Below are 26,459 nucleotides of genomic sequence, written 5' to 3' on the forward strand. Positions count from 1 at the left end.
TTCACATGAAGTCGCCAATCCCCGACTGCTTGTTCGTGTCGTCCTCGAAGACGCGCTCGATGGACTTCTTGAGGATTTCGAGGCGCTGTTTCGTGTACTCGCGGGCACCGTACTCCTCGGCGACGGTGATGGCGGTGTCGATGTACTTGGTGACCGACCCGTGGTGGACGGTCAGGGTCATGTCGCCGCCACACCGCCGACAGTCGCCGGTCAGGGGGACGCGGCGGTACTTCGTCCCGCAGTCGAGACAGCGCGTCTCCTGCCGCGAGAAGGCCCGGAGGTTCCCGATGATGTCGGGGAGGAAGTGGTACTCGATGACCCGCTCGGCCACGTCCGTCTCGTCGACGGCCCGCAACTTCCGGGAGAGTTCCAACTGGGCGTTCATCTTCTTCATCATGTCGTCCAGCGTCTTGTACGCCGAGAGGTCCGGCCCGAGGGCGATGTCGCTGGTGTCGTGCGTGTGGCGAAAGCCCGTGTACTCCTCGTCGGTTCCCAGCGTCTCCTCGGCGATTGTCATCACGTCCGCGACGGATTCGGGGTCGGCCATCTCCCGAGTCGCCTCGTAGAACTCCCGGGGGTACCGCTCCATGATGTCCACGTTGTGCGCCTCGTCGTCGATTTCCGAGGGGTCGATGCGGGAAGACATGACGAGCGGCGCGTCCATCGAGTTGTGTGCGTACAGCCAGTTGGCGGTAAATATCGGCTCGCCGCCGACCTGTAGGTCGTAGAGGTGTCCGTCGTAGTCGACTCGGTCGATGTTCTTCACGCGGAGGTACGACAGGTCGCCGGCGACGAGGGGACGGAGGTCGGCGAGGAGGTCGGCAGCAGCGTCGGGAAGGCTGCGGGATTCGAGTTCTGCGACGATGTTTCGGAGTTTCTCCAGCGAGATGTTCTCCCGGCGTTTCAAATACTTCGGAATCAGTTGCTTGACCCCGTCGATATCCATCTCGCGGATAGTCATCAGCGCGTCCGGAATCCCGACGACGAGGCTCTTGGGATGGTACGGTTCGTCCCCGTCCAGAACGCGGTGAAGCGGGTTGTCGTCGGCACCGCCGGACACGGTAACCGTGTAGATGTCTTGGCGGTTCCCGTCTCGGTTCGTTCGCTCGGAGATGTTGGCGACGAGTCCGAACCGATGGAGCAAGAACACGATACCGTCTTTGACTTCCTCGCTCGTGGTGTGGAACCCGACCGTAGTGACGTTGCCGTTACTACTGTCGCTCCCGTCACCTGCGATGAAACCACGGAGGAACGACAGAGCCACGTCCCGCGGTGCGTGAAGGAGGCACTCCGGGACGACCTTTTCGCTGGAGTTGTACGAGTCGGAGTCCTCGAACCCGAGGTCGTACAGTATCTCGCGGAACACCGCCGGGAACCGGAGTTCGTACGCACGGTTCGACCAGCGGCGACCGGGTTCGTGGCCGAGTTTCGACTCGATTATTCCGGCTGCACGGTCGATTAGATCCTCGTCGGCGTTGTGGATGGTCGGACAGACGCTGGAGGTCGACCCCTCGGCGACGAACAGCCCCAGTAACCACGCGAACTCTTCGTCGACCTCAACGCGACGAGTGATACCGTCCGTCGAACCGGCGAGCGCGATTTCGACGGTTCGCGGTGCCTCGAACCCAGCCGTTTCGAGAATACGCTGGAGTCGCTCGTAGGGTATCTTCCCCTTGTTCAGACGGTACGCGAGGCCAGATTTGAACGCCTGATGTGTGGGGCTGCTGCGGTCGGTGGTCTCCCATGCGGTCGTCAACAGGTCCTCGACGTGGTCGTCGATGACGACGTACGGGTCCTCGACACACGCCGCCACATCGATGATCGTCCGCCGTGTTTCGACATCAAGCTCGCGGGGTGCGACCACGAGGTCACCTTCGTCGAGGTCGGACCCCGCAACTTCCTCGATGCCGTCGTCGTACCGGAACAGGCTGTGGTGTTCTGTGATTTCGAGCGACCGCCCGAACTGGGTTTCGACGTTCAGAAGCGTCGTGTCGTCGTCCGCTCGATACCTGATTGCCTTCTCGATCGGCCTAAGCGACGCCTCGTGGTCGTCGTCGAACGCGTACGTCCGCCAGCCTTCGTCGTAGCAGGTTCGCTTGCGGTACTTCCCGTCGACCTCTAGCGGTGAGTCGAGTTCACTCCAGAGTTCCTCGAAGGTCAAAAATCTGGTATTGCCGTCCGGGTCGACGGCAACGAGTCGGGAGTCCTCGGCGACGCTCCCGCCCCGCTTGTCCGGGAGGTACTTCTTGCTGAAATTCAACAGACCGTCCATCAAGAGCATCACGCAGTCCTCGTCACCGTCGCACTGGGCTGTCGCCATCCCGTTGGCCACGACTCGGTTGGTGTCGGCGACCGTGAGGCAGTAGGTGTATTCGACATCCGACGGCACGTACTCGATTCGGTCTACTACTTCAACGTTCACACCGCCGTCGACGGCTGCTGGCGACGAGTCGGTAGCGTGTGACGGAGTAGTGTCGTGTTCGGGTACCGGAATCGAATCACCGAGTTCGAGTTCGTGAGCTGCGACCGTCCGAAGACGGTCCGTGAACCTGACCATAGAGTGGTCCGGTGTGACTGTGACCGACCGACCCGTCTCGGTCGTAACCTCAACGAGGTGGTCGGGTGCGGGATGCCGAGAGACTTTTTCGACTGATTTCCGCACCCAGTTCCCGTTGTCATCGAGTGACTGAACACGGATTGGTTCGTCAGGTTCCTCGAATTCCACACCGAAGTCATCGGTTTCAGGGTCGTCAAATCGACTTTCGACGAACTGGGCTATCGCGGTGTCCTGCAGTTCTCCGTTGGCACCCTCGTGTCGTATTTCTGTCTCCGGATGGAAGCAGTTCCGCCGCTTCGCGGCGTGAAAGTACGGATGCGCGTAGCCGACCGCTGCTGACGTAAATCCGACGACGCGGCCAACTGTCGCCGCGCTGGTGTGTGGAGCCATCCCGAAGACGAGTTCGCCAACGAGGTCCTCGCGGTCGTCGACGTCGTAGTACGGGTCCAGTCTGTAGTAGGATTCGAGCAGGTCGTCCACGAAGTCGGCGGTCTTGAGCATGTGTTCGGCCGCGCCGTCCGAGAGGACGATGTCTTGGACGTTGAGTTCGACCAGTTGGTCGTCGTGGCGGAGGCGGTCACCGTCGATGTCCTCGTGGTAGCCCAGTTCCCGGAACTGCTCGGCGGTCACGTCCAGTTCCGCCGGGCGGACCGACGTGACGGGCAGGTCGGTCATGTCGTAGCGGACCGTGCCGTCCTTGAACGCGGAGACGCCGTGTTTGGCCCGGAGAATCCCCTTCTCGATGGGTTCGGGCACCTTCGCCGCCGAGGACAATCCCTTGACGCCTTTCACGATGTCGAAGGCGTTCTCGCGTTCGCCGACCGAATCCAGCGCGCGCTGGAACTCCTCGCGCACGGAGACAGTCGTCGTCCGGACGGGGGAGGCGAGGGTCTCACAGCGGGGACACTCCGCGCGGCCGGACTCGTCGGGTTCGACTTCCGTGTCACAGTCTCGGCAGACGTAGACGGCGTCGGTGACGCCGTTGCACTCGGGACAGCGCGCGTGGTAGGTGCGCGTGCCGCAGTCGGTACACTCCCGGCGGCCGACCTGCACCTCGACTTGGCCGCGGTCGCTCGCTTCGACGGAGTCGCCCGACGACGCGGCCTTGCTCACGTCGCGCTGGCTGCCACCGGCCTCGCCGATGGGGAAGAGCGTGTGGACTGCCGGGGAGAGTTCGCGGGACTCGGACTTCTCGGGGCGGCCCATCCGGTTGCCGACGCGGGTCGGCGCGCGTTCCCGGACCTCGAAGGGGGCGACGGCGTTGACGGCGCGAATGGCGTTCTCGCCGTCGTCGTACTCGCGAGCACTCGTCGGGAGGTCCGCGAGCGTCCACGTCCGGTCGAGGCTCTCGTCGAGACCCAGCGTCCGGACGAGCGGTTTCCAGTCCGGGACCGTCAGGCGGTCCTCGTGCTGATGGTGTTCGACCAACAGGTGTTCGAGCACCGCGGCGATATCGGCGTCGTCGCGTTCGGGCGAGCGCGGAATCACGAGGTCACCGGTACTCGCGTCGTCACCCTCCGCGACGGCCGCGCCGTCGGTTTCGGCGACCCGGCCCGCGGCGACTGCGCCCGCGAGCGCGTCGAACTCCGTGACGGAGATGTCGTGCCAGCAGTAGGTGTAGTTCGGGTGGAGCGGCACGTCGTACTCGGTAGCCCACTCGATGGCCGCCGCGGCGGTGGGGTCGGTGAGGTCGGTGCGGACGGAATCGCGGAGTGCCTGCACGTCCATCCCGCTGTCCTCTGCGTCCTGTACCCACCACTCGAACGTGTAGGAGGCGGGGGCCAGCGGGTGGTTGTTCTCGACGAACTCCCCGTAGTTGACCAGATACTCCCCGAGGTCGATAATCTTCTCGACGCCGTTGCGGACTTCGAGGGCCTCGGCCGGGTCGTCGATGCGGCGCACGTCGCCGTTGGCGAGGCGGACCGTCGGCCCCTCGATGGTGTCGACAGGCACGACACCCGCGGCCTTCCCGGGCCGTTCGGTCTTTATCTGGGTGCCGGTGGCGAGGAAGTCGTCCACGAGGTGCATCGTCGCGGGGTGGACGCCCGCGGTGGCGAACCCGTGGTTTCGCGAGCGACCGTAGCGCAGGCGAAAGCCCCCGGCCTCGCTGGGGTGGGAGAAGACCGGACGGCCCGCGATGAGGTCCCGGAGGAACTTCTTCGACGGGTCGAGGCGTGGCGGCCTGTCGTCCGGTGTCTCGTCGTCCGCCTCCTCGGTCTCGGCGTCGCCGTCGTCACCGTCGTTCGCCTCCTCGGCCTCGCTCCCTTCGTCTTTGCCGATGGTCCCGTCGATGAGGTCCTGCAGCCACGGCCACTCGACCTCGTCCAGATTCCGGGTGTAGCGTTGAATCTTCGGGGCCTTCAGCGCGATGCCCTCCGCGAGGACGAGACACATCCCGCCACGGGCGGCGTTGGTGTCGACCCGGTCGAGGTCACGGTAGCCCGAGACTTCCTCGTCGCCTGTGGCCTCCCCGTCGAGCATGACGGGCATGTGTTCGGCGATGAACTCGGTCTCTTTCTCCTTGGGTGTGTACTGGAGGCCCGTCTCCTTGTCGTAGAGGTCGATTTCCTCGGCGTAGCGGCCGATTTCGTCCTCGCGGGCGCGGTAGCCGTCGAGTCCCAACAGGGCGCGAGCGTAGTCGGCGACCAGCACCGAGAGGGCCTGTGCGGTGCCGCCCGCGGAGCGAATCGGGCCGGCGTAGTAGACGTTGACGAACTCGGAGCCGTCGTCGTTTTGCAGGACCTCCACGCGGTCGATACCCTCGATGGGGGCGGCGACGACACCCTCCGTGAGCAGGGCGACGGCGGTCCGGACCGCCCCCTCTATCTTCCCGGCGTCGGTGTCGTAGTCGCCGACGTTCCCCTCGACGAAGTCCGAGACGAGTTCGAGGGCGGCCTCCTCGCGGCTCATCTCCCCGTCGAGTTCACGGACGCGTTCGGCGACGCCGTCGATGCCGAGGATGTTCTCGACCCGGTCGGCCATGTCGCGGGCGGCCGGTATCTCCACGTCCGTGGTCGGGTCGCCGCCCCGCTGGCGGGCCTCCCGGGCCACGTCCATGGCGGTGTCGAGTTCGGATTCGAGCCGTTCGAAGTAGCGTTCGTCGTCCGGTCGCATCTACAGGGGCCAGAGGTCCAAGTCGGTGGTCTCGTCGTGTGCCCGCTCCAGTTTCGTGTCGAACTCGCGGACGTACAGTTCGCCCGCGAACGTCGTGGCCGTGTCGAGGTGCCCCGCGACGACGGAGCCGTCCTCACGCGAGAGCGTCATGTGCGTGTGCGCGAACCGTTCTCCGTCCAGCCACGAGATGTTCCCGACGGCGGGGACGACCTCGAACGGTTCGTCGAACTCGACGGCCTCGTACTCCTGTCGGCCCTGGTCGTAGAACAGCAGTGTTGCGTCTCGGACCGCCCCCAGACCGAAGAAAAAGGCGGCGTCGATGTCTTCGGCCGCGGCGAAGTCCTCAATCTGCCCGCGCCAGTCCCGGCCGTGGTCGAGACGGGCGACGTACTCGCGCATCCCCTCGACTTCGCGGTAATCCATATCGACGGGAACGGGATGCCGGGTCAAAAGTGTGACCGTCGGGGCGAGTGCCGACGGCTGCGGGGTGACAGAAGTCCCGCGGCTGCTCGGGCGGGGCGTGACGGGGGGCGTTACCGCCACTCGGAGAGTGCCGTCGCGCTCTCGACGGGTGTCGAGACCCACGCGTCGTCGCGGCACGTGTCGGCGATGATGAACTGGTCGCTGTCGACGGAACTCATGGCTTCACACCCCACAGCCGAGTCGGTTGCGGCAACGTCCGGTGCCATGTGTGTGAGTGTGACACACGAGTATATAAACGTGCCGAATTACTGTGGTTGTTGAATGTGTATCAACTATCATCAGGAAGAAAAGCGGGTGCGAGGCACCGGCAGTCGCGAAACACGACGGGGCACCTCGTAGTCCTTTAGTATGTGGGGGGAGCAACTGAAAGCAGTATGAAAGTCGCAGACGCGATGACGCCACGCTCCGACGTCGTCACCGTGGACGTTCCGGGGACACGGGACGACGTGCTCGAGTACCTGCAGGAGCGGGCGTTCTCGTCGGTGCCGGTCATCAAGCGGACGGACGAGGGCGAGGAGTTCCGGGGTATCGTCTCCCGGGACGCACTCATCGAGCGGCCGGACGAGGACCAACTCGCCTTGCTCGTCGAGGAAGTACCGACCACGGGCGTCGACACCGGGATTACCGACGTGGCGACGTTGATGGTCGAGGAGGGTGCGCGACGCATCCCGGTCGTCGGCGACGGTGACGGCCGCCTCGAAGGTATCGTGACGGTCACCGACGTTATCCGGGCCATCGCCAGCGGCAACGCCGACGGCGACAGCGAAGTCGGCGAGCTGGCGACCCGGGCGGTCAACAGCGTCTACGTCGGGACGCCCCTCAACGTCGCGGAGCGGGAACTCTCCCACGCGGAAGTGCCGTACGGCGTCGTCCTCGACGACGAGGGCGACGTGGACGGCATCATCACCGAAGTGGACATCATCGCGGTCGCACGGGTCGTCGAAGGGGAGGCCGACACCGGCGAGTCCATCGCCGACGACGACGACGACTGGAAGTGGGAGTCGGTCAAGGCCGTCGGGAACAGTTACATGCCCACCCGGAACGTCGAAATTCCGACCGAGCCCGTCGGCGAGTTCATGAGCGGGGACCTCGTGACCGTCTCGAAACACCGGACCGCGCGCGAGGCCGCCCAACTGATGATCGACAACGACATCGAGCAGATTCCGCTCGTGTCGGGCGACGACCTCGTGGGCATCGTCGAGGACATGGACCTGCTGAAGGCACTCGCATGAGCGACGACACCGACCGGCTCACCGAACTGGCGAAGCGACGCGGCATCTTCTTCCAGTCGAGCGAGGCCTACGGCGGCGTCTCGGGCTTTTACGTCTACGGCCCGGCAGGCGCGACGCTCAAGGAGAACCTGCAGGACGCGTGGCGTGACCGGTTCGTCCGGCGCGAGGGTCACATGGAGATAGAGGCCCCCAACGTGATGCCCGAACCCGTCTTCGAGGCGTCGGGCCACCTCGACGGCTTCGACGACATGATAGTCGAGTGCCCCGAATGTGGCACGTCCCACCGTGCGGACCACCTCGTCGAGGACAACACCGATATCGAGGAAGCCGAGTCCATCGCCATCGGTGACATCGAGGACATCATCGCCGAGAACGACCTCGTCTGCCCCGCCTGCGGGACCGAACTCGCGGGCGAATCGGTCGAGGATTTCAACCTCATGTTCGAGACGAACATCGGGCCGGGCAGTTCCTCCCCGGGCTATCTCCGCCCCGAGACGGCTCAGGGCATCTTCGTTGAGTTCCCCCGTCTCAAGGAGTACGCGCGCGCGCAACTCCCCTTCGGCGTCGCGCAGGTCGGCGCGGCCTACCGCAACGAGATTAGTCCCCGGAAGGGACTCGTTCGCCTCAGGGAGTTCGCACAGGCCGAACTCGAACACTTCGTCGACCCCGAACGCGACGACCCGCCGCTGGCCGAGGTCGAGGACGTAGAGGTGACGCTGTACTCCGAGGCCCGGCAGGACGACCCGGACGGCGAGCCGCTGACGATGACCGTCGAGGAGGCAGTCGCCGAGGGCGTCGTCGGGAGCGACTGGGTGGCCTACTATCTGGGCGTCGCACAGGGCTGGTACGAGCGAATCGGCGTCGACATGGACCGCTTCCGCTACCGCCAGCACCGCTCGGGCGAACTCGCCCACTACGCCGCGGACTGCTGGGACGCCGAGGCCGAAGTCGGCGGGGACTGGATAGAGATTACGGGCTTCGCCTACCGCGGCGACTACGACCTCTCGAAACACGGCGAGTACGCCGACGACGACTTCACCATATTCCGGCAGTACGACGACCCCGTGACCGTCGAACGGGCGGTCGTCGACCCGGACATGTCCTACCTCGGGCCGGAGTTCGGCGGGGACGCGGGCGCGGTGGCCGACGCACTCGAAACGCTGGCCGAACGCGACAGGAGTGCCTTCGAGGGCGAGAGCGTCACCGTCGAGGTGGACGGCGAGTCCTACACCGTCCCGGTCGAGCAGACCGGGTTCGCCGTCGAGGAGACCACCGAGTCGGGCGAACACATCACGCCACACGTCGTGGAACCGTCCTTCGGCGTGGACCGGGTGGTGTACACCGTCCTCGCACACAGCTACCGGACCGACAGCGCGGGTGAGGAGGAAGAACGGACCGTCCTCTCGCTCCCGCCGGAACTCGCGCCGACGACGGTGGCGGTGTTCCCGCTGATGGACAAGGACGGGTTGGCCGAGCGCGCCCACGAGGTGGCGGAGCGACTGCGCGCCTCGGGGTTCGAGGTAGCTTACGACGACTCGGGGTCCATCGGCCGCCGCTACCGCCGACAGGACGAGGTGGGGACGCCGTTCTGCGTGACCGTCGACTACGACACGCTGGACGACGACACCGTGACCGTCCGGGACCGGGACTCGACGGCACAGGCTCGCATCGCTGTCGACGACCTCCCCGGTCTCGTCGCGGACCTCCGGTCGGGTGAGGCGACAGTGGCCGACCTCTGATGGCCAACGAGATAGCGCGGCGGCTGGTCCACGCCAGCGGCGCGACGATTCCGGGCCTGTACCTCCTGAACGAGGGGTTTTTCGGCTGGGAGTACCTCGCGTGGGACCCGTACGTCCGCTACGTGCTACTCGCGGGTGTCGCCATCGCCGTCGTGTTGGAGACCGTCCGGCTGGTCGTCGGTCTCGACTGGATAATCTTCGAGAAACTCACCCGGGAGTACGAGCAGGACAGCCCCGCGGGCTACGCCATGTACGTCGTCAGCGGGTCGGTGACGGGACTACTCTTCCCGCCGGACGTCGCGGTACCCGCCATCCTGATGTTGACGCTGGCCGACCCGGTGAGCGGCCTGCTGTCCAGCGGCGAGTTACGGACGGTCAAACGGCCCCACGTCCTCGCGGTCATGTTCGCGGTGTGTACGGGGCTGGCCGTCCCGTTCGTCACGCTCCCGGCGGCGGTGCTGGGCGGGGTGGCGGCGACGCTCGCCGACGGCGTCAAGCCACAGATTCGCGGCTACGTCGTCGACGACAACCTCACCATCCCCGTCGTCGCCGCGGTCGCGATGACCGCGGGACTCACCTACCTCCCCGCGCTGTGACGGACCGCCGGACTGACCACCCCGGCGACCGACGACTCACACATGACAACGGAGGGGAGCGTGTTTGGGGTGCTGGTCCGACTCGTCTGGAACCGGGCGGAGCGACGGCCCACCGCACCCGTCCGGGTCGTGACCGGTCTCGTCCTCGTGGTCGTCGTCGCCGTCGCCGTGCAACTGGGCTTCGGCGTGGTCCTGTCGGCCGTCGAGTCGGCGGTAGCGGACAGGCTGGGCGTGTTCGTCGTCTACGCGGGGCTCGGCGGCGGGACGCTCGTGGCCGCGGTGGCCGTCGACCGCCGGACGGTGGCGGACCTCGGGTTCGGCGTCGACCGGGACTGGTGGCTGGACTTGGCGTTCGGGTTGGCACTGGGTGCGGGACTGATGTCTGGCGTGTTCCTCGTCGCGCTGGGCGCGGCGTGGATACGCGTTACGGGGACGTTCGTGGCCGACGCCAGCGGGGGCTTCGGCGTGAACTTCCTGTTTCTGGTCGCACTGTTCGTCGCCGTCGGCGTCGTCGAGGAACTGCTCCTGCGTGGCTGGTTGCTGACGAACCTCGCGGAGGGGTTCGACGGCGTCTGGACGGTCGGGCGACGCGGTGCCGTCGTGCTGGCCGTCGCGCTCTCCTCGGCCGTGTTCGGTGGTCTCCACGCGACCAATCCGAACGCGACGCTGGCCAGCACGGTCGGTATCACGCTCGCGGGCGTTCTGCTCGCGTCGGGCTACGTCCTCACCGACGAACTGGCGATTCCGGTCGGGATTCACGTCACGTGGAACCTGTTTCAGGGCGGCGTGTACGGCTTCCCGGTGAGTGGGCTGGACCTCGGCGTTCGGGTGGTCGCCGTCGCGGAACGCGGCCCCGACCTGTTCACGGGCGGGCGGTTCGGCCCCGAAGCCGGCTTGCTCGGGGTCGGTGCCGTCGTCCTCGGGACGGGACTCGTTGCCCTCTACGTCCGGTTGCGGACCGGCGGTCTACGGCTCGATACCGGTGTCACAACGCCGGACCTCCGGTGACGGACGGGGAGCGGTGACCGTGTGGCGGCACTACCCCGCAGGACCACTTCCGCCGCGGTACGCGAAGATTTAGGCCCGTTCACCGGATAGAGTCGGAGGATGGCAGCGACCGACGAGGTCGAACACGTCACGCACCCGTTGCTGGCCGACGGGATGCTGGAGCGGCGGGGCTACCAGTCGACGCTCTCCGACGCCGCGAGCGACGCCCACACGCTGGTCTGTCTCCCGACTGGCCTCGGGAAAACGACCGTCTCCCTGCTCGTGACCGCCGACCGCCTCCACGAAGCGGGCGGAACGGCACTCTTTCTCGCGCCGACGAAACCGCTCGTCCAACAGCACGCCGAGTTCTACCGCGAGGCCCTGACGATTCCCGACGAGGAAATCGTCGTGTTCACCGGCGAGGTCCGCCCCGACGACCGGGCCGAGTTGTGGGCGGATGCACGGGTCGTCATCGCGACACCGCAGGTCGTCGAGAACGACCTCGTGGGCAACCGCATCTCGCTCGCGGCCGTGACACATCTCACCTTCGACGAGTGTCACCGCGCGAGCGGCGACTACGCCTACAACTACATCGCAGAGCGGTACCACGCCGACGCGCGGGACCCGCTGGTGACGGGGATGAGTGCCTCCCCCGGCGGCGACGAGGAAGCTATCCTGCAGGTCTGTGAGAACCTCGGCATCGAGGAAGTCGAGGTGATGACCGAGGACGACGCCGACGTGGCCGAGTACACCCACGACACCGAACTGGAGTGGAAGCGGGTGGAACTCCCCGAGGAAGTGCTGGAGGTGCGGGACGCCCTGAACGACGTGATTTCCGACCGACTGGGGAAACTCAAGGAGATGGGCGTCACCGGCAAGACGAGCCCCGACCTCTCGGAGAAGGAGTTGGTCCGGATACAGGGGAAGTTGCGGGAGTTGATGGACAACGACCAGTCGGAGGGGTACAAGGGGATGAGCCTCCACGCCGAGATTCGGAAACTGAACACGGCGGTCAACTACGTCGAGACACAGAGTGTCGAGTCCCTGCGGCGGTACTTCGAGCGGTTGAAGCAGGCCGCCCGCGCCTCGGGAGCCTCGAAGGCCGACCAGCGACTCGTCAGCGACCCCAAGGTTCGCGAGGCGATGCGTCGGGCCGAGGCGTACGACGACTTGCACCCGAAGTTCCGGCAGGCGCGCATCCTCCTCGCCGAGACGCTGGGGCTGAACGACGGCGAGCGCGTCATCGTCTTCACCGAGTCCCGTGACACCGCCGAGACGCTGACGGACTTCCTGGGCGAACACTTCGAGACGCGGAAGTTCGTCGGGCAGAGCGACACCGAGGGCAGCGACGGGATGACCCAGACTCAACAACAGGAGACGCTGGACGCCTTCCGCGCGGGCGAGTTCGAGGTACTCGTCTCCACGTCCGTCGCCGAGGAGGGACTCGACGTGCCCGAAGTCGACTTGGTGCTGTTCTACGAACCCGTCCCGACGGCGATTCGGTCCATCCAGCGGAAGGGCCGGACCGGCCGCCAGACGGAGGGACAGGTGGTCGTCCTGCTGGCCGAGGACACCCGAGACGAGGCGTACTTCTGGAAGTCCCGCAACGACGAGAAGCGGATGGAGCGGGAACTCCGCGAGTTGAAGTCGGCGGCGAGCGACATCGAGGCCGACCTCGTCGAACAGACCGACGTGGACGATTACGCTGACGGGGCCGATGGCGACGAGGGTGGAGACGAAGACGAGGGCGGACGGAGTAACGGTACCGCCGACGACGCCGAGACACAGGGGGGAAGTGAAAGTGGTCGCGGTGACGGCGATTCGGGAGACGGCGACGGGACTGCACGTGAAACAGGGGGGTGCGACGCAGGCAACGGTGACCGACCCGCAACCGGACAGTCCGGTCTGGAAGCGTTCGCCGGGGACGACGGGACAGCGGGGAGCGGCGGAGGCGGTTCCAGTGGAAACGGTGCGGGCGAGGAGGCACACGGCGACCCCGAGGGCGTCGTCGCCGAGGCGGACCCGGCGGGCGAGACTGTCGAAGTCGTGGCCGACCAGCGCGAGTTGGACTCGACCATCGCGCGTGATCTCTCGACGCGGGACGGCATCGAGACGCGTCTGGAGACACTGGCCGTCGGGGACTACGTCCTCTCGGACCGGGTCGTCATCGAACGCAAGACAGTCGGCGACTTCCTCGACACGCTCACCGGGGGTGACCGGTCGATGTTCGAGCAGGTCGGCGACGCGGGCCGCCACTACGCCCGGCCGGTCGTGATTCTCGAAGGGTCGGACCTCTACGGGCGGCGCAACGTCCATCCCAACGCCATCCGGGGCGCGCTCTCGGCACTGGTGGTCGACTTCGGCGCGAGCGTCCTCCGCACCGAGGGTGCCGACGAGACGGCGGACCTGTTGGAGGTCATCGCCACGCGCGAACAGGAAGACGAGGACCGCGAAGTGAGCGTCCACGGCGAGAAGTCCGCGAAGACGCTGGCCGAACAACAGGAGTACGTCGTCGCGTCCGTCGCGGAAGTCGGCCCGGTAACGGCACGCTCCCTGCTGGCACACTTCGGGAGCGTCGAGGCGGTGATGACCGCCGACGCGGATGCCCTCCGCGAGGTGTCCGGCGTCGGCGAGGTGACGGCCGACCGCATCCGCGACGTGGTGGGCAGCGACTACGACGCCTGAGCGGGTCCGAACGGGTCCCGGCTTCCGACAGCGCGACGACCGACAGCATCAGAAACCGTGAACGCCGGGGGAGTTCCACCGGAAACAGGGGGGTTTCGTCGTTTGCCGAACCGAGCGGGCGTGTGACGTGCGTCAGACGCTCGGGCGGCGCGAACTCGCCGGCACGAACGTTCGAATTCCAGGCGATTCGGGTCCGAAAGATACCGATTCGAGGTGAAACGAGGGGGTTCGTCAGATGACTAGTTGCGGGTTACCGCTCGGCGTCGTTCACCGCGGCGAGGGCGTCGGCGGCCGCTTCGGTCGCGGTGAGGTACGCTCGCACACGCTCCGGGTCCTCGCTCTCCTCGGCACGGGCGGCGAGTCGGTTCACCGTCCGAGTCAGCGACGCCCGGGCGGCGTCGAGGGTGTGTGTCCCGGTACCGTCCCCCGGTTTCGTCGTTGCGGGCGGCGTCTGTGTGGCCCCGGTGTCGCCCCGGGTCTGCGGCTGTCGTGCGGACTCGTCGGGGGTGTGACCACGGGTTGGTGTCCCGCCGGAGTGGGAGGCCTGCGTCCCGGGCGGTGTCGTCCCCGGCGTCGTCGAGGGTGCCGACTGCTCGGAGCGACCCCCTGTTTCGGGTGCGGACCGGTCGGCGGCGACTCCGGACTGGCGGGTCTCGGCGGGGTCGGTTCCGTTCGGGGTCGGCGGCTGTCGGTCGGCCCCGGCGGACGCGTCCGTGGGGTCCGTTTCGTCAGCGGCGGCATCCTCGGCATCGCCCTCGACCGGTTCGCCGTCTTCACGGAGGACGGTCTGGCAGGTCGGACAGAACTCTTGGCCCTCGTGGCGGAAAATCGGGTCGCCACAGGTGCCACAGTGGGCGTTGGTCATCGTCGCACCCTTGAGGAGGAGGTCGCTCATCCGCTCGGTCGATTCCCGGTCGGTCCGGTCGTTCTCGTACTTCTCTCGGAGTTTCTCCCGTTCGGCTTCCTTGTCGAAGTCACTCATGTTCGAACGGAGTAGGTCGGGGCGAAAATGCGTTGCGGGTGCGTGAGCCGACTGTGCTGGGGCGTGGGCCGTGTTCTCGGGGAACTAAACTGGTGTTGGGAGTCGAAACGGAAGCGTTTAATCCGTCCCGGATAGCAGTTTCAGGCGATATGACGAAAGTTAGCATAGTGGGCGCGGCGGGCACCGTCGGTGCGGCCGCGGGGTACAACATCGCCCTGCGGGACATCGCCGACGAACTCGTGTACGTCGACATCCCCGAGAAGGAAGACGAGACAGTCGGACAGGCGGCAGATACCAACCACGGCGTCGCGTACGACGCCAACACCACGGTACGACAGGGCGGGTACGAGGACACCGCCGGGTCGGACGTCGTCGTCATCACGGCGGGGCTACCGCGCTCGCCGGGCCAGACCCGCATCGACCTGGCCGACGACAACGCCCCCATCATGGACGACATCATCTCGTCGCTGGAGGAGCACACCGACGAGTTCGTCTCCATCACCACCTCCAACCCGGTGGACCTGCTGAACCGCCACCAGTACGAGGTCGGGTCCCGTGACCGCCACAAAGTCATCGGCTTCGGTGGCCGACTCGACTCCGCGCGCTTCCGCTACGTCCTCTCGGAGCGGTTCGACGAACCGGTCGAGAACGTCGAGGCCACGATTCTGGGCGAACACGGCGACGCACAGGTCCCGGTCTTCTCGAAGGTTCGCGTCGGCGGCCGCGACCCCGAGTTCGCCGAGGACGAGCGCGAGGACATTCTGAGCGACCTCCAAGAGAGCGCGATGAACGTCATCGAGCGCAAGGGTGCGACCGAGTGGGGCCCCGCGACGGGCGTCGCCCACATGGTCGAGGCCGTCCTGCGCGACACGGGCGAGGTGCTGCCCGCGTCCATCAAACTCGACGGCGAGTACGGCTACGACGACGTGGGACTGGGCGTCCCCGTCCGTCTCGGGTCCAACGGCGTCGAAGAAGTCGTCGACTGGGACCTCACCGAGGCCGAGACGGAACTCCTCGACGAGGCGGCGGACAAACTCTCCGAGCAGTACGACAAAATCGCGGAGTAACCGACTAGCCGTTTTTTCGCCCGCGCCACGTCACGAGGAGTCCGTCTGCCAGTCGTACTCGACCGACCGCTGGGACTCCCGAGCGTCTTCGGGCACCTCCTCGTCGACGAGGGCGGCCCATTCGTCGAGGTGCGTGGTTTCGCGCGTGTGCATAGTTCTCGTCCGGTGAGATTCACGCCATCTCTCATAACATTTTTGTCTGTATTCCTATATTAGCGCGAGCGTTCAGCCGTGAGGAGGGAGGGACCCCTCGTTCCGGTCGTCTTACTCTCGTTCCGCGTCGCGCTCGGTCGGTTGTCGGGAATCGGCCGGTATCTGCGTGTTCCGGTCGTCGTCGTCCGACGGGGGAATCGTGGTCAGCAATCGCGTCGCCACGCGGTAGAGTCCGTACGTCAGTAGGCCGAACAGGACGAGTTCGAGGAGATAGAGTTCGACCAGTTCGAGCGCGGACAGTTCGCCGACGACGAGGGCACCGCTGAAACGGAGGAAAAAGAGTGTGACAGCGACGAACAGCACAGGGAGAAACAACAGCACTAGACCGAGGACGACGAGCCTGAGTCGGTCCGACGCATCGCGTTGTGTCATCGCCCTCCGGTTTCGGGCGACGAGACAAAAAGGTATCCGGGGGTGGGGGGACCGACAGTCGAGGCGGTTTCGTCAGTCGTCGTGCCACCGCTCGGGCACTTGGATGGTGTACCGCCCGTCCTCTTGCAGTGCGATGATGTACTCCTCGCGGTCGTACAGTTCCATCAGGTTGAGTTCGTACTGGCCGGGCGAGAGGACCTTGATGCTCTCGAACTGGTCGTTGAGTTCCTCCCGGAGGTCGGTCAGGTCCGGGCGGTCGGTGTCGTCCTCGGCCGCATCGTCGCTGGCGTTCAGCCGTGGCGCGTCCTCGGCCGACGCCGTCTGAGCCGTGTCGTCTGTCGGCGTCGGCTCGTTCGTCGACCCGGGGAGTTCGTCCGGGTTGACGACTTCGCTCCGGGCGTCCGCCTGTGCCGTGTCCTCCGTCGCTGGGGTGGGTGTCGGGTCGGGCGCGCCAGCCGACGGCGTGTCTGTCGTCTCTTGGTCCGCTGTCGGTCCGGGTGCAGGGTCCTCCGGCGTCGACCCGCTCCCGACCAAATCACGGACTGTCGCCGCGGCCGACCCGACGGTCCGGGCGACGGAGCTATCGGGTGTCGGGGGCTCAGGTGGCTCCGCCGCCGGGTCCGGGTCCTCGTCGGGGGTACCGGAGGGATGGAACTGGAACTTGTTACCGCCGCAGTCGGGACAGCCCGACAGCATCTCCTTGGAGCCGTCCTCGAACGCGCGGCCGCAGTTCGTACACTGGTGTGGCATTATTTGCGCGAGACCAACGCGCTGATGAGAGTCTCGTCCTTGTGAAGCGTCTCTATCTGGTTCGCCGGACCGATGACCGTGAGTTTCTTCGTCTCTTCTTTGCCCATCAGGCGGTTGAGAAAGCCCCCGTCCGAGGTGCCGGACTTGGGGTACGTCTCGATTTCGAGACCGGTGAACTCGTCGGGGCTGATTTCGGTCATCGTAACTTCGATGAGGCGGGACTCCTCGTCGGGCGAGAGTCCCTCTTCGAGGATGACGATGTTGCCCTCGTGTACCCCGTCGAGTATCATCCGTATCTTCTCCATGGAGGTCATTCCCTCCATGCGCTCGCCGCTGATGAGGTCTATCTGGACGCCGTCGTCCGCTTGTTTCACTTCAGCCATCGTCGCTCACCCGAAGTACTCCGCTATCTTGTCGTACACTTCGTCCATGTTCTCACCCTCCAGTGCCGACAGGGGCACCGTCTCGTGTTGTGGGAACGCGTTCTCGATACGGCGGATGTTCGACTCCGGCAGGTCGGTCTTGTTGGCGAGAATGAGGACGGGGAGGTCCTGACTCTCGATGATGCCGACCAGCATCGTGTTCACCTGCGTGAACGGGTCCTCCGTCGAATCCAGCACGTAGAGAACACCGTCGACATCCTCGCGAAGCCAGTGCATCGCCTCGGCGACGCCTTCGGTGGCCTCGCGGGAGCGACGCACGGCGTCCTCTTTCTCCATGTCGTGTTCGAGGAACTCGGTGTAGTCGACTTTCGTCGTCACACCGGGCGTGTCCACCACGTCGATGGTGACGGACTTGCCGTTGCGCTCGATTTCGACGTTCTCCTTTCTGCGTGCGCGCCGTGTTTCGTGTGGAATGTGGCTCTCCGGCCCAATCGCGTCACCGGTCCAGTCACGTGCGATGCGGTTCGCCAGCGTCGTCTTCCCGGCGTTCGGCGGCCCGTAAATGCCGATCCGCTTCGGGTCTTGGGCCGAGAACAACGACGATATGCTATCTCGGATATCCGTTATCAGTCCCATCCTAGGGGCCTCCCGCCCTCTCGTACAGTGAGAGGGGCTCTGCGGGTAATTCCCGAGCGTGTTCACTTAAGTGTACGTCAGACATACACAAATAATCAGACACGAACGGGCGGGGAGTCCCGCCGTGAGTTGGCGGCAGCAACTCGGGTCAAACCGGTGTATAGCGAGGGGTTCGAGAGTTCATTTCGCGGACGGACAGAGCATTGCTAATTTTCTGTATGTATCGCGGACCGGGGTGAGACCCTGGGCCGGGAGTTCGGGTCGAGAGGGGGGCCGAGAGTCGGGAATGAGTTGGAAGTCGAGGAGTGGGCGAGGGTCAGGGGGGGACCGAGAGTCGTGAAGAGATGTGTGGGGACGCGGCGACGACCGTGTGGCGTGGTATCGTTGCTCAGTGTGGACCCCCCCACCCCTTCGTTTCGAGTGGAACGACGGAACGGTGGGGGATGGGGCCCCCACCACGACACCGCCGGGCGGAGCGGAACCACTAGGAAGACAACTCTAGACGGTCGTACACAGCACTCTAGTACACAACTAGTACACGAACAGACAGATAAATAGAGTTTCTCTATTCTACGGGTGTTGTTTCACAAACACCATATTAAATCTTGTTCTTACTAGAGAAACCTCCAACCTGGGGGGTCCCCCCACCCCCTCTTCACGCCGTTCCACCTGAAACGAAGGGGTGGGGGGGTTGCCTTACCGGCTCTTGGTAACACGGCACAGTCCCGTAACCATCCCGAACCGTCCGGGCCGACATCCGGAACCATCGCTCACGACTGCGGGAGTTCGGTGAGAGAGCGGCGGCGTGTTCGCCGTCGACTGCGCAGCCCCGGCGAACCGGCCGCGCGGTCCGACGGTGCGGTACGACGAACTTACCAGGGTGTCCCGTGCCACAGTTGCTCTCGGCCCGCTCCGCGCGACGGGTACCACGGGAAACGTACCGATATAGTAACCAATTGCCCTCCTGTGACCCCTCAACAATCGAAATATTTAATACCGAATCAACCACGGGTTCAGGTGGTTCAACTGGACCGGCCGGATATCTCGAATTCGCACGAACGGATGCCTATGGCCGGTTCAAGCGCGCTTGCGGGCTGAACGGTACCGCTCTCCACTCGAAACGGAGGGGTTGTATGACTGATACCGGGAACGAATCGGACGGACAAGACGCTGATGCGGGTGTGTCGGAGGAGGGGGACGGACCCGCGGACCAGTCGCCACTCGACGATGTCATGCCAGAGATATCGGATGTCGACGGGGACGCGGGCGGTACAGGGGGAGACGATACACTCTCACTCGACGAGACGGTTCTCGACGAGATAGACGAGGCCGACGATCCGGACGAGGCGTCCCGTGGGTTGTTCGACGACCTCCTGAGCGGCCAGCCTATCTTCGAGAACAAGGAAGTCCTGCGTCCCTCCTACACGCCGCACAAGCTTCCCCACCGCGAGGAACAGATCAACAACATGGCGACCATCCTCGTGACCGCCTTGCGCGGGGACACACCCTCGAACATCCTCATCTACGGGAAGACGGGAACGGGGAAGACGGCGAGCGCGAAGTTCGTCTCCGAGGAGTTGGAGACGACTTCACAGAAGTACGAAGTGCCCTGTGAGGTCGAGTACATCAACTGCGAGGTGACCGACACGCAGTATCGCGTCCTCGCCCAACTGGCAAACAAGTTCATCCAGAAGAACCGCGAGGTCATCGACGACCAGATAGCCCGCCTCGAAAACCTCCGCGAGCGCGCGGACGAGGACCCCGCCGCCCTCACCGAAACCACCGAGTTCGACGCGCTGGGCGAGTTCGACGACGGGACGGGCATCGAGTCCGTGTCCGACATCGACGACCGCATCGCTGCACTCGAAACGGACCGCGACGGGTTCGAGGAGGTGCCGATGACGGGGTGGCCGACCGACCGCGTGTACAGCTCCTTCTTCGACGCCGTGGACTACCACGAACGCGTCGTCGTCATCATGCTCGACGAGATAGACAAACTCGTCGAGAAGTCCGGCGACGACACGCTCTACAACCTCTCGCGGATGAACTCGGAACTGGAGAAGTCGCGGGTGTCCATCATGGGCATCTCGAACGACCTGAAGTTCACCGACTTCCTCGACCCGCGCGTCAAGTCCAGCCTCGGCGAGGAGGAAATCGTCTTCCCGCCGTACGACGCCAACCAGTTGCGCGACATCCTCCAGCACCGCGCGGACGTGGCCTTCGAGGCCGATGCCCTCTCGGAGGACGTCATCCCGCTCTGTGCGGCGTTCGCGGCCCAAGAACACGGGGACGCCCGCCGGGCCTTGGACCTCCTGCGGACCGCGGGCGAACTCGCCGAACGCGGACAGACCGAACGCGTCGAAGAGGACCACGTTCGCCGGGCACAGGAGAAAATCGAACTCGACCGGGTTGTCGAGGTGGTTCGGACTCTCCCCACGCAGTCGAAACTCGTCCTCTTCGCCATCATCCTCTTGGAGAAAAACGGTGTCCAGAACACCAACACGGGCGAGGTGTTCAACATCTACAAACGCCTCTGCGGCGAGATCGACGCCGACGTGCTGACCCAGCGGCGGGTCACGGACCTCATCTCGGAACTGGACATGCTCGGCATCGTCAACGCCGTCGTCGTCTCGAAGGGCCGGTACGGGCGGACCAAGGAAATCAGCCTCTCGGTGCCCATCGACGAGACGGAGGCCGTCCTCCTCTCCGACTCACGGCTCGGTGACATCGACGACGTCCAGCCGTTCGTCCAGGCGCGGTTCGATAACTGAGCGGACTCCCCGCTCGCGTCCACTTTCCACCCGCGTACAGCACGCCCGGAGCTGTACCGTTAGCCGCCGACCGACCGGAGGCGAAGCCACCCGAGGCCGGGCATCCGGAATTCGGCGGTGCCGACGACCCACTCGGGTTTGACTGGTTCCGAAACCGCGCTCGGGTTGACCACTTGGTCGTACCCGCCGTTGTTGTCGCCCAGCGTGACGAACCCACCGTGTGGCGCGGGACAGTACTGCAAGTCGGAACAGTCCTCGGCGTCCCCCGGGAGGTACTCCGCACTCGCCTTGTCGTACCAGTCTTCGCTCTCGTTGACCCAGAAGACGGCCCGGTGTATGACGGGGGTCGCCCGTTCGCTCCCGTCGGGTTCGTAGATGATGACGTCGCCGGGGCGGTTGAACCGCAGGTACTCGTTCTCCCGTGCGGTGTCGGCGGGGACGACGCCGGTGTCGTCGACCGCACCCGGGCCGGGGAACCGCTGTTCGTCCATCACGAACACGAGGTCTCCGGTGTCGATGTTCGGTTCCATGCTGGGACTCTCGATGGCCACCATCGGCGGCCAGACGCCGCTGACGGCAAAGAGGAGGATACCGATGCCCAGAACCGCGAAGATGCTACTGAGCACGTCGTTGAGCAGCGGCGAACCGTCCCCGCCGTTCGACGATTTCGTGCCCGGTTCCGGGTCCGGGCCCGGCTCCGGCCGCGGTGCCTCTTCTTCGTCCCGTCCCCCGTTGGACTGGCTGTCGACCGTGTCCACGCGCGGTCCGAGGTCGGCGGTGTCCGGTGACCCGCCGTCGTCCTCGTCACCGTGGTCGTTCATCGCCGCGTCGTAGTCGGGGGTCGCGCTTGAACCTTCTGCTGTCCCGGTTCGGAACGATTTATATCTCCGCGAGCACAGATACGGTCGTGCCACTGGAGACGCCGGTCCGCATCGTCGGGGTCCTCGCCGAACGAGGCTACAACGCCGAACGCGAGGCCGTCACGCTGCTGGCGGACGCACCGGACCCCGAGCACGCGCTCGAACGCGCACTCGAAACGGTCCCGGACGACACGCTCGTCCTCTCCACCGCTCACGTCAGAACCGTTCTCGACGCCGAAGGAGCCGCCAACGCAACCGAAACAACTCAACCGTCGAAGTCGGACGGACCCACTGACACGCCACACCCGGACCCCTCCGTTTCGACTGGAGGCGAACCACCTGAACCGACCGAAGACGGGGGTGTCGCTCCAGTCGAAACGGAGGGGGGAACGGCCGTCGTCGACGGTCCCACTCGGACTGGGGGGCGCGCCATCGACACGTCGAAACAGGCTCTCGACGTGGTGGACGGGTTGACACACTCGACGGGGACCGGCGAGTACCGTGATTTCGTCTCCGTCTTCCGGGACCGCTACGAGAAGTTGTCGGGCCAGTTGCGCGGCCGCGTGAACCACCGCCCGACGGACACGCTGTCGGCGATGACGGGCGGCAGTGAGGCGGCTATCGTCGGGATGGTTTCGGACATCCGCTCGACGGCCAGCGGCCACTGGCTGGTCGAACTGGAGGACACGAACGGGACCTACCCCTGTCTCGTGATGAAGGACCGCGACATCGCCGACCTCGTGGGCGAACTGCTCCACGACGAGGTTATCGCCGTCGAGGGGACGCTCTCGGACGACAACACCGACGGGGACGGCATCCTGTTCGTCGACGACATCCACTTTCCAGAAATCCCACGAACGTACCAGCCCTCGACCGCGGACCGTGCAGTCAGTGCCGCCCTCGTCAGCGACGTCCACGTCGGGAGTCAGGAGTTCATGGCCGAGGCGTGGCACCGTTTTACCGACTGGCTCCACACCGACGAGGCCGAGGGCGTCGAGTACCTACTCCTTGCGGGCGACATGGTAGAAGGCGTCGGCGTCTACCCGGACCAGGACGAGGAACTCGACATCGTCGACATCTACGACCAGTACCGGGCGTTCTCGGAACACCTCAAGGAGGTCCCCGGGGACATGGAAATCGTGATGATACCGGGCAACCACGACGCCGTCCGCCTCGCCGAGCCACAACCGCCCTTCGACGAGGAGTTGCGCGACATCATGTCGGCCCACGACTGCCGCATCAGCGCGAACCCCTCGACGGTGGACGTGGAGGGCGTCTCCGTGCTGATGTACCACGGCGTCTCGCTGGACGAGGTCATCGCGGAACTCCCCGACGACAAGGCCAGTTACGACGAGCCACACCGCGCGATGTCGCACCTCCTGAAGAAACGCCACGTCGCCCCGCAGTTCGGCGGCCACACCCGCCTCGCACCCGAAGCGGCGGACCACCTCGTCATCGAGGAGGTGCCGGACGTGTTCCACAGCGGCCACGTCCACAAGTTCGGCTACGGTACCTACCACAACGTCCTGACCATCAACTCCGGGTGTTGGCAGGCCCAGACCGAGTTCCAGAAGAGCGTCAACATCGACCCGGACACCGCGATGGCTCCGATTCTCGACCTCCAGAACCTCGAACTGACGATTCGGAAGTTCGCCTGACCGTCAGCCCTCGAGTCGGTACTTCACCGTCGGCGTGCCGTCGAACCGGGGACCCGACCCGACCCGGTCGAACCCCGCGCTGTCGGCGGCAGTCTGGGCGTCCTCGTCGGGTTCGGGGACGAGCAACTCGACGGCCATCCCCTCGCCGCGGGCGAACCGGACCGGTTCGTCGAGCAGGCGGTTACAGACCTCCGGCGTACCCTCTATCTGTGTGACGTGGACCGTCTTCTCGCGGGCGTCGTAACTGACGAACCCGACGATGTCGTCGTCCTCCTCGCCGACTCGGACGGTTCGGTCGTGGACGAGGTTGCGCATCACGTCCGCCGGGGCGTCGGTGAGTTCCGCGAGACGGCCGGCATCCGACTCGACGGCGTCGCGGATTTCCATACTGTGGCTTGGCTTTCGGCAAGGTAAACCTTTGTCCCGCCCCGCCCTCACACCGTCTCGACGCCGGTTATCTCGAACCGCGCGCCGCCGTCCTCGCTCTCGGTGACCGACACGTCCCACCCGTGGGCCTCGGCGATGTCCGCGACGATGCTGAGGCCGAACCCGGTCCCACCGCCCGTGGTGTATCCCGTCTCGAACACGTGGTCGCGCTCGTCCTCGGGGATGCCCGGCCCGTCGTCTGCGACGGCGAACCCGCCGGGTATCTCCAGCACGCGAATCGTCACTCCCGTACCCGCGGCGTCGCCCGCGGACCGGTCACTCCCGGAACCGTCCTCGACGCTGCCGTCAGCACTCGACGAACGCTGACTGTCTGTCGAGCCGTGCTCGATACTGTTCCGAAACAGGTTCTCGAACAACTGCCGGAGCCGATTCGGGTCGGCTTCGATGGTCTTCTCGACGGCGATGTTGAGCGTCGCGTCGTCGGCCTCGACGGTCCGCCAACACTCCGCCGCGAGTGCCCCGAGGTCGACCGCCTCCACCTCGCTGACCGACTTGCCCTGTCTGGCGAGTGCGAGCATGTCGTCGATGAGCGTCTCCATGCGCTCGTGTGCCCAGTCGAGTCGCTCGTAGTGTTCGACGGGTGCGGCGTCCGGGTCGGCGTCGGCAGTCAGCAACTCGACCGTCGACCGGGCGACGTTCAGGGGGTTGCGCAGGTCGTGCGAGACGACGCTCGCGAACTGTTCGAGTTGTTCGTTCGACTGTTCGAGTTGCTCGTTCGACCGTTCGAGTTGGTCGACGGCGGCTTCGAGTTCCTGCTGTGCCTCGATGATATCGGTCTCGTCCTGATAGATGAGAAACGCGCGGCCGTCGTTGTAGGGCACGAGCCTGAGTTTGAAATGTTTCGTCCCCTCGGTCGTCCGGTAGGAGGTCTCAGTGCTGAACAGACGGCCCTCGACGATGTGATTGCGGAGGGTCGCTTCGGCGTCCTCGGCGTACGGTTCAGTCACCTCGAACAGTGGCCGCCCGACTGCGTTCTCTGCGGTCACGCCGGCGAGGGCATCGAACCTGTCGTTGGTCGCTTCCACGACGAGTTTCTCCCCGACGACGTTGATGTCGACGATGCTCGTGAAGTCGTTCTCGAACAGCGACTGCCAGCGTTCTTTCTCGGCACTCACCCGCGTCTGTGCCCGTCGGAGGTTCGCGGTCCGGTATCCTACCAGCAAGCCGCCGACCGTACCGACGATGGTCGTCTGGACGGCGAGTACCTGTGGCTTCAACTCGCCTTGGAGCAGTTGGAAGCCGATGACGGTGCTGGCGACACCGCCCATGATGAGAAATCCGACGGCGGTCCACCATGCCACCGACACGACGTACTCCGTCTCGAAGTCACTGCGTGCTAACCGGAACCCGACGGTCGGCAACGCGAGTGCCAAACCGAGGGGCAGCGCGTTCTCGATGACCGTCGACCACAGCGACTTTCCTTCGAGTGCCCAGTCGGCGTACATATCGAAAAGAATGACACCAGCCAGCAGCAGGCCGATACTGCAGATAACGAAGACGCCGACCTGCCGTCTCAGTCCCATGTTGGAAGTACTCCCCACCCGTTCAAAGGCATTCGCTTCACCTAGGGGACCGAAACTACCGACTGATTGAATGAGCAGGAGCGACCGAAGGAGCCAAATACCGGGTTCGTCGGTTCCGGCCGCGGTGCCGAAGAAAATATGAACACAGTTATTCCCTCCCATCGTCAACGCAGGGGATATGAGCCACGTACGCACACTCGACGAGGTGGTCGGATGCGTGTAGTCGCCAAGTTCGGCGGGACGAGCCTCGGGAACGGTGACCGTGTCAACCGGGCCGCAGACTCCATCACCGCCGCCGTCGAGGCGGGCCACGAAGTCGGTGTCGTCGCCAGCGCGATGGGGTCGACCACCGACTTCCTCCTCGACGAGATACAGTACGACGCCGACGAGGCCGACCGAGCCGAAATCGTCAGCATGGGGGAACGAACGTCGGTCCGGATGCTCAAAGGCGCGCTCTCCGCCCGCGGCGTCAACGCAACCTTCCTCGAACCCGGCACCGAGGAGTGGCCGGTCATCACCGACGAACACGGCGAAGTCGACGTCGAGGAGACGCGCCGGCGGGGGAAGGCCCTCGCCGACCGGATGGCGAGCGAGAACCTCGTCCCGGTCATCACGGGCTTTCTCGCACAGGACCACGCCGGCAACGTCACGACCCTCGGCCGCGGCGGTTCCGACACCACCGCCGTCATGATGGGCAAGTACATGGACGCCGACGAGGTGGTCATCGTGACCGACGTGGAAGGCGTCATGACCGGCGACCCCCGGGTCGTCGAGGGTGCGCGCAATGTCGGCGAAATCACCGTCGACGAACTCCGCAACCTCTCGTTCCGCGGCGCGGAAGTCGTCGCCCCCAGTGCCCTGACCTACAAGGACGCCGACATGGACGTGCGGGTCGTCCACTACCAGCACGGTGACCTGATGACCGGCGGCACGAGCATCGAAGGCGAGTTCGAGAACCTCATCGACCTCCAAGAGGACAAACTCTGCTGTATCACCATCGCCGGCCGCGCCATCCGCAACCGGCCGGGCATCCTCGCGGAACTCTCCTCTGCGCTCGCCGAGGAGGACATCAACATCGACGCAGTCTCCTCGGGGATGGACTCCATCACGTTCTACCTCAAGAGCGGCGTGTCGGAGACGGCAGAGACAGTCCTCCACGAGGGCGTCATCGACTCGGAGACGCTCTCGTCGGTCACCGTCGACGACCCCTACGCCGTCATCCGAGTTACCGGCGGCGAACTCCAGACCGAACCCGGCATCGTCGACAGCATCGTCTCGCCGCTTGCCGACGAGCGCATCAACGTCCACGACGTCATCACCTCGGCCACGTCCGTCGCCGTCTTCGTCGACTGGGAGGACGGCGAGCAGGCCCTCGGCCTGATTCAGGGCGTCTTCGACGACTGA

At 65.4% G+C, this 26,459-nt stretch carries 21 protein-coding genes; 9 read left to right on the plus strand and 12 right to left on the minus strand.

Annotated features, from left to right (window positions below; translation table 11 throughout):
* Position 1 precedes the first annotated feature (1 nt).
* The 3 genes from MUG95_RS07795 to MUG95_RS07805 all read right to left on the minus strand — a co-directional run bounded on the left by MUG95_RS07795 (position 2) and on the right by MUG95_RS07805 (position 6,360).
* Positions 2-5,671 carry a DNA polymerase II large subunit gene (locus MUG95_RS07795; protein WP_247005427.1) on the minus strand — a complete coding sequence of 1,890 codons (5,670 nt, stop codon included), beginning with the start codon at positions 5,669-5,671 and terminating at the stop codon, positions 2-4.
* Positions 5,672-6,094 (minus strand): PPC domain-containing DNA-binding protein, encoded by a 423-nt coding sequence (locus MUG95_RS07800; protein WP_247005429.1) that lies wholly within the window; start codon positions 6,092-6,094, stop codon positions 5,672-5,674. It abuts the gene before it with no gap.
* A gap of 110 nt (positions 6,095-6,204) precedes the next feature.
* Entirely contained in the window at positions 6,205-6,360 is a 156-nt protein-coding gene (locus MUG95_RS07805) for a DUF7556 family protein (RefSeq protein WP_247005431.1), read from the minus strand.
* A gap of 168 nt (positions 6,361-6,528) precedes the next feature.
* Between MUG95_RS07805 and MUG95_RS07810 the strand changes: the two genes are divergently transcribed.
* From MUG95_RS07810 to MUG95_RS07830, 5 genes are all read left to right on the plus strand, one after another.
* Positions 6,529-7,386 (plus strand): CBS domain-containing protein, encoded by an 858-nt coding sequence (locus tag MUG95_RS07810; RefSeq protein WP_247005433.1) that lies wholly within the window; start codon positions 6,529-6,531, stop codon positions 7,384-7,386.
* Positions 7,383-9,125: a glycine--tRNA ligase gene (glyS, locus tag MUG95_RS07815; RefSeq protein ID WP_247005435.1), complete on the plus strand. Its 1,743-nt coding sequence runs from the start codon at positions 7,383-7,385 to the stop codon at positions 9,123-9,125. The genes MUG95_RS07810 and glyS overlap by 4 nt, the downstream gene beginning before the upstream one ends.
* Positions 9,125-9,721 (plus strand): diacylglycerol/polyprenol kinase family protein, encoded by a 597-nt coding sequence (locus MUG95_RS07820; protein ID WP_247005437.1) that lies wholly within the window; start codon positions 9,125-9,127, stop codon positions 9,719-9,721. The genes glyS and MUG95_RS07820 overlap by 1 nt, the downstream gene beginning before the upstream one ends.
* Before the next feature lie 42 nt (positions 9,722-9,763).
* A complete protein-coding gene (locus MUG95_RS07825; protein ID WP_247005439.1) occupies positions 9,764-10,729 on the plus strand; it encodes a CPBP family intramembrane glutamic endopeptidase in 966 nt (321 codons plus the stop codon).
* A 99-nt stretch (positions 10,730-10,828) separates the two neighbouring features.
* Positions 10,829-13,393, plus strand: coding sequence for a DEAD/DEAH box helicase (locus MUG95_RS07830; RefSeq protein ID WP_247005441.1), 2,565 nt, complete (start codon positions 10,829-10,831; stop codon positions 13,391-13,393).
* A gap of 250 nt (positions 13,394-13,643) precedes the next feature.
* Here the strand turns inward: MUG95_RS07830 and MUG95_RS07835 are convergent, their stop codons facing one another.
* The gene (locus tag MUG95_RS07835) at positions 13,644-14,375 is read right to left on the minus strand and encodes an Sjogren's syndrome/scleroderma autoantigen 1 family protein (protein WP_247005442.1); all 732 of its coding nucleotides are present in this window, start codon (positions 14,373-14,375) and stop codon (positions 13,644-13,646) included.
* A 149-nt stretch (positions 14,376-14,524) separates the two neighbouring features.
* Here MUG95_RS07835 and mdh point away from each other — a divergent pair, with 149 nt between their 5' ends.
* Positions 14,525-15,442: a malate dehydrogenase gene (gene mdh / locus MUG95_RS07840; protein ID WP_247005443.1), complete on the plus strand. Its 918-nt coding sequence runs from the start codon at positions 14,525-14,527 to the stop codon at positions 15,440-15,442.
* 30 nt (positions 15,443-15,472) lie between these two features.
* On the opposite strand, the gene MUG95_RS16870 is transcribed toward mdh, so the two are convergent.
* The 5 genes from MUG95_RS16870 to dipA form a co-directional block, all read right to left on the minus strand.
* Complete coding sequence (locus tag MUG95_RS16870) at positions 15,473-15,595, minus strand: hypothetical protein (RefSeq protein ID WP_256463841.1); 123 nt, start codon at positions 15,593-15,595, stop codon at positions 15,473-15,475.
* A gap of 111 nt (positions 15,596-15,706) precedes the next feature.
* Positions 15,707-16,027 carry a hypothetical protein gene (locus MUG95_RS07845; protein WP_247005444.1) on the minus strand — a complete coding sequence of 107 codons (321 nt, stop codon included), beginning with the start codon at positions 16,025-16,027 and terminating at the stop codon, positions 15,707-15,709.
* 72 nt (positions 16,028-16,099) lie between these two features.
* A complete protein-coding gene (locus MUG95_RS07850; RefSeq protein ID WP_247005445.1) occupies positions 16,100-16,777 on the minus strand; it encodes an OapC/ArvC family zinc-ribbon domain-containing protein in 678 nt (225 codons plus the stop codon).
* Positions 16,777-17,160 carry a divisome-positioning protein B gene (gene dipB / locus MUG95_RS07855; protein ID WP_247005446.1) on the minus strand — a complete coding sequence of 128 codons (384 nt, stop codon included), beginning with the start codon at positions 17,158-17,160 and terminating at the stop codon, positions 16,777-16,779. Before dipB ends, MUG95_RS07850 begins: the two co-directional genes overlap by 1 nt.
* A 6-nt stretch (positions 17,161-17,166) precedes the next feature.
* Positions 17,167-17,796: a divisome-positioning GTPase DipA gene (gene dipA, locus MUG95_RS07860; protein ID WP_247005447.1), complete on the minus strand. Its 630-nt coding sequence runs from the start codon at positions 17,794-17,796 to the stop codon at positions 17,167-17,169.
* 1,133 nt (positions 17,797-18,929) lie between these two features.
* Between dipA and MUG95_RS07865 the strand changes: the two genes are divergently transcribed.
* Positions 18,930-20,567: a Cdc6/Cdc18 family protein gene (locus MUG95_RS07865; protein ID WP_247005448.1), complete on the plus strand. Its 1,638-nt coding sequence runs from the start codon at positions 18,930-18,932 to the stop codon at positions 20,565-20,567.
* Between the two features lie 59 nt (positions 20,568-20,626).
* Here MUG95_RS07865 and MUG95_RS07870 read toward each other — a convergent pair whose 3' ends face one another.
* Positions 20,627-21,388: a S24/S26 family peptidase gene (locus tag MUG95_RS07870; RefSeq protein WP_247005450.1), complete on the minus strand. Its 762-nt coding sequence runs from the start codon at positions 21,386-21,388 to the stop codon at positions 20,627-20,629.
* An 86-nt stretch (positions 21,389-21,474) separates the two neighbouring features.
* Between MUG95_RS07870 and MUG95_RS07875 the strand changes: the two genes are divergently transcribed.
* Positions 21,475-23,085, plus strand: a complete 1,611-nt coding sequence (locus MUG95_RS07875) for a DNA-directed DNA polymerase II small subunit (protein WP_247005452.1) — start codon at positions 21,475-21,477, stop codon at positions 23,083-23,085.
* A 3-nt stretch (positions 23,086-23,088) separates the two neighbouring features.
* Here MUG95_RS07875 and MUG95_RS07880 read toward each other — a convergent pair whose 3' ends face one another.
* Positions 23,089-23,472 carry a GNAT family N-acetyltransferase gene (locus MUG95_RS07880; protein WP_247005453.1) on the minus strand — a complete coding sequence of 128 codons (384 nt, stop codon included), beginning with the start codon at positions 23,470-23,472 and terminating at the stop codon, positions 23,089-23,091.
* Between the two features lie 47 nt (positions 23,473-23,519).
* A complete protein-coding gene (locus MUG95_RS07885) occupies positions 23,520-25,055 on the minus strand; it encodes an ATP-binding protein (protein WP_247005455.1) in 1,536 nt (511 codons plus the stop codon).
* A 213-nt stretch (positions 25,056-25,268) separates the two neighbouring features.
* Here MUG95_RS07885 and MUG95_RS07890 point away from each other — a divergent pair, with 213 nt between their 5' ends.
* Entirely contained in the window at positions 25,269-26,459 is a 1,191-nt protein-coding gene (locus MUG95_RS07890) for an aspartate kinase (protein ID WP_247005456.1), read from the plus strand.

The sequence above is a fragment of the Halorientalis litorea genome, assembly GCF_023028225.1.
Taxonomy (GTDB): domain Archaea; phylum Halobacteriota; class Halobacteria; order Halobacteriales; family Haloarculaceae; genus Halorientalis; species Halorientalis litorea.

What these genes read in the sequence shown, in the direction of transcription:
- MUG95_RS07795 (WP_247005427.1), bottom strand. Translation starts at nt 5,671, where the DNA reads ATGCGACCGGACGACGAACGCTACTTCGAACGGCTCGAATCCGAACTC.
- MUG95_RS07800 (WP_247005429.1), bottom strand. Translation starts at nt 6,094, where the DNA reads ATGGATTACCGCGAAGTCGAGGGGATGCGCGAGTACGTCGCCCGTCTC.
- MUG95_RS07805 (WP_247005431.1), bottom strand. Translation starts at nt 6,360, where the DNA reads ATGGCACCGGACGTTGCCGCAACCGACTCGGCTGTGGGGTGTGAAGCC.
- MUG95_RS07810 (WP_247005433.1), top strand. Translation starts at nt 6,529, where the DNA reads ATGAAAGTCGCAGACGCGATGACGCCACGCTCCGACGTCGTCACCGTG.
- glyS (WP_247005435.1), top strand. Translation starts at nt 7,383, where the DNA reads ATGAGCGACGACACCGACCGGCTCACCGAACTGGCGAAGCGACGCGGC.
- MUG95_RS07820 (WP_247005437.1), top strand. Translation starts at nt 9,125, where the DNA reads ATGGCCAACGAGATAGCGCGGCGGCTGGTCCACGCCAGCGGCGCGACG.
- MUG95_RS07825 (WP_247005439.1), top strand. Translation starts at nt 9,764, where the DNA reads ATGACAACGGAGGGGAGCGTGTTTGGGGTGCTGGTCCGACTCGTCTGG.
- MUG95_RS07830 (WP_247005441.1), top strand. Translation starts at nt 10,829, where the DNA reads ATGGCAGCGACCGACGAGGTCGAACACGTCACGCACCCGTTGCTGGCC.
- MUG95_RS07835 (WP_247005442.1), bottom strand. Translation starts at nt 14,375, where the DNA reads ATGAGTGACTTCGACAAGGAAGCCGAACGGGAGAAACTCCGAGAGAAG.
- mdh (WP_247005443.1), top strand. Translation starts at nt 14,525, where the DNA reads ATGACGAAAGTTAGCATAGTGGGCGCGGCGGGCACCGTCGGTGCGGCC.
- MUG95_RS16870 (WP_256463841.1), bottom strand. Translation starts at nt 15,595, where the DNA reads ATGCACACGCGCGAAACCACGCACCTCGACGAATGGGCCGCCCTCGTC.
- MUG95_RS07845 (WP_247005444.1), bottom strand. Translation starts at nt 16,027, where the DNA reads ATGACACAACGCGATGCGTCGGACCGACTCAGGCTCGTCGTCCTCGGT.
- MUG95_RS07850 (WP_247005445.1), bottom strand. Translation starts at nt 16,777, where the DNA reads ATGCCACACCAGTGTACGAACTGCGGCCGCGCGTTCGAGGACGGCTCC.
- dipB (WP_247005446.1), bottom strand. Translation starts at nt 17,160, where the DNA reads ATGGCTGAAGTGAAACAAGCGGACGACGGCGTCCAGATAGACCTCATC.
- dipA (WP_247005447.1), bottom strand. Translation starts at nt 17,796, where the DNA reads ATGGGACTGATAACGGATATCCGAGATAGCATATCGTCGTTGTTCTCG.
- MUG95_RS07865 (WP_247005448.1), top strand. Translation starts at nt 18,930, where the DNA reads ATGACTGATACCGGGAACGAATCGGACGGACAAGACGCTGATGCGGGT.
- MUG95_RS07870 (WP_247005450.1), bottom strand. Translation starts at nt 21,388, where the DNA reads ATGAACGACCACGGTGACGAGGACGACGGCGGGTCACCGGACACCGCC.
- MUG95_RS07880 (WP_247005453.1), bottom strand. Translation starts at nt 23,472, where the DNA reads ATGGAAATCCGCGACGCCGTCGAGTCGGATGCCGGCCGTCTCGCGGAA.
- MUG95_RS07885 (WP_247005455.1), bottom strand. Translation starts at nt 25,055, where the DNA reads ATGGGACTGAGACGGCAGGTCGGCGTCTTCGTTATCTGCAGTATCGGC.
- MUG95_RS07890 (WP_247005456.1), top strand. Translation starts at nt 25,269, where the DNA reads ATGCGTGTAGTCGCCAAGTTCGGCGGGACGAGCCTCGGGAACGGTGAC.